The sequence below is a fragment of the Nocardioides sp. genome, assembly GCF_004803405.1.
Taxonomy (GTDB): Bacteria; Actinomycetota; Actinomycetes; order Propionibacteriales; family Nocardioidaceae; genus Nocardioides; species Nocardioides vastitatis.
The window spans coordinates 1-1,995 of record NZ_SSXI01000253.1; the positions used below are offsets into that span (position 1 = coordinate 1).

General features: G+C 71.6%; 2 protein-coding genes. Both read left to right on the forward strand.

Features of this window, described 5'->3' with window-relative positions; translation table 11 throughout:
* Positions 1-1,518 (forward strand): IS21 family transposase (gene istA / locus E7Z54_RS18215; protein WP_136436143.1); only part of this gene is annotated, 1,518 nt, incomplete at its 5' end.
* Positions 1,515-1,995: ATP-binding protein (locus tag E7Z54_RS18220; RefSeq protein ID WP_168798405.1), on the forward strand; the 481-nt coding region annotated here is incomplete at its 3' end. The genes istA and E7Z54_RS18220, both read left to right, overlap by 4 nt.

The window sequence follows — 1,995 nt, forward strand, 5'->3', positions numbered from 1 at the left end:
CGCGACCATCGAGACGAAGAGTTGTCGATCCGGGCGTTGGCCGAGAAGCACAGGGTTCATCGGCGCACGGTTCGTGCAGCGCTGGACCAGGCGATCCCTCCGGCACGGAAACCGCCCGAGCGGGTCGCGCCGGTGCTGGGCCCGCACGTGGCCTTGATCCGGTCCTGGTTGACCGCTGACCTGACCGCGCCGCGGAAGCAGCGGCATACCGCCCGCCGGGTCTGGCAGCGGTTGCTCGAGGAGGAGGGCGTGGTGGTGGCCGAGTCCAGTGTTCGTGGGCTGGTTGCGCAGCTGAGGGTCGAGGTCGGCGGTGACCGGGCGCAGGTGATGGTGCCCCAGACCCATCCGGCGGCCGAGGAGGCCGAGGTCGACTTCGGTGAGTTCACCGCGGTGATCGCGGGGGTGGTGATGAAGGTGTTCATGTTCTGCCTGCGCCTGTCGCACTCGGGCAAGGCGATCCATGTGGCGTATGCGAACCAGACCCAGGAGTCGTTCCTCGACGGCCACGTCCGGGCCTTCGAGCGGCTCGGTGGGGTCCCGACCGGGATGATCCGCTACGACAACCTCAAACCCGCGGTGATCCGCGTCGCGCTGGGCCGAGACCGGTTCGAGCACCCCAGGTTCATCGCGCTCCGCTCGCACTATGGCTACGACTCGTTCTTCTGCGCCCCCGGGATCGAGGGTGCGCACGAGAAGGGCGGGGTCGAGGGTGAGATCGGCCGGTTCCGTCGGCGGCACCTCACCCCGGTCCCGCACGTCGCCTCGCTGGCGGCGTTGAACCTGGCGTTGGCCGCGGCCGATGCCCGCGACGACGCCCGCCGGATCGGTGCTCGCGCGGAGACGGTGGGGGCGGCCGCAGCGCGCGAGCTGCCCCTGCTCAACCCGCTGCCCGAGGTCTTTGATGTCTCCTTGTCGCTGTCGTGCCGGGTCGATGCGAAGGCGCGGGTGTGTGTGCGGCAGTCCTACTACTCGGTCCCGGCCCGGTTCGCCGGCCGTCGGCTCGAGGTCCGCCTCGGTGCCACCGGGGTCCGGGTCCTCGACGCCGGGAGGCTGGTCGCCGAGCACACCCGGTCGCTGCACAAAGGCAGCGAGGACCTGGTGTTGGACCACTACCTGGAGGTGCTCACCCGCAAGCCCGGGGCGATGGCCGGGGCCACCGCCCTGGTCGCAGCCCGTGCCACGGGTGCGTTCACCGGCGCCCACCAACGGTTCTGGGACGCCGCTCGCAGGCAGCACGGCGACGGCCCCGGGACCCGGATCCTGGTCGGGGTGTTGTTGCTGCACCGCACCCTGCCTGCGGCCGCCATCGCTGCCGGTATCGAGGCAGCCCTGATCCTGGGCAGCTTCGACGCGGACCTGGTCGCCGTCGAGGCCCGCAGCGCCCTCCTCGCCACCGGGGATACCTCCAGACCGGTCCCGGTCCCGCTGCCGGTGACCGCATCCGCGAACGCCACCACCCCACGGCCAGCGCCCTCGCTGGCCGCCTACGACCACCTACTCACAGAGGCCATCGCATGAGTCCCGCCACGAAACTCGCACCCCCCGCACCCAGCGCGGTGACCGCTCTGTCCGACCCGGCCGCCGAAGCCGCGATCCACGCCGCCTGCCGACTGCTCGCCCTGCCCACCATCCGCACCGAGGCCGTCGCCATGGCCGAGGCATCGGCCAAGCAACGCCTGTCCCACAAGGCGTTCCTCGCCGAGATCCTCACCGCCGAGTGCGACGAGCGTGACGCCCGCCGCCAGATCCGCCGGGTCAAGGAGGCCAGGTTCCCACGCACCAAACGCCTCACCGACTTCAACGCCGACGCACTCCCGGACCTGCCGCCCGGGACCCTGGCCCACCTCGCGGGCGGAGCCTGGATCGACAAGGGCGAGCCGCTGGTCCTCCTCGGTGACTCCGGCACCGGCAAGACCCACCTGCTCATCGCCCTGGGCACCGCCGCCGCCGAACAAGGACGCCGCGTCCGCTACGTCACCACCGCCGCCCTGGTCA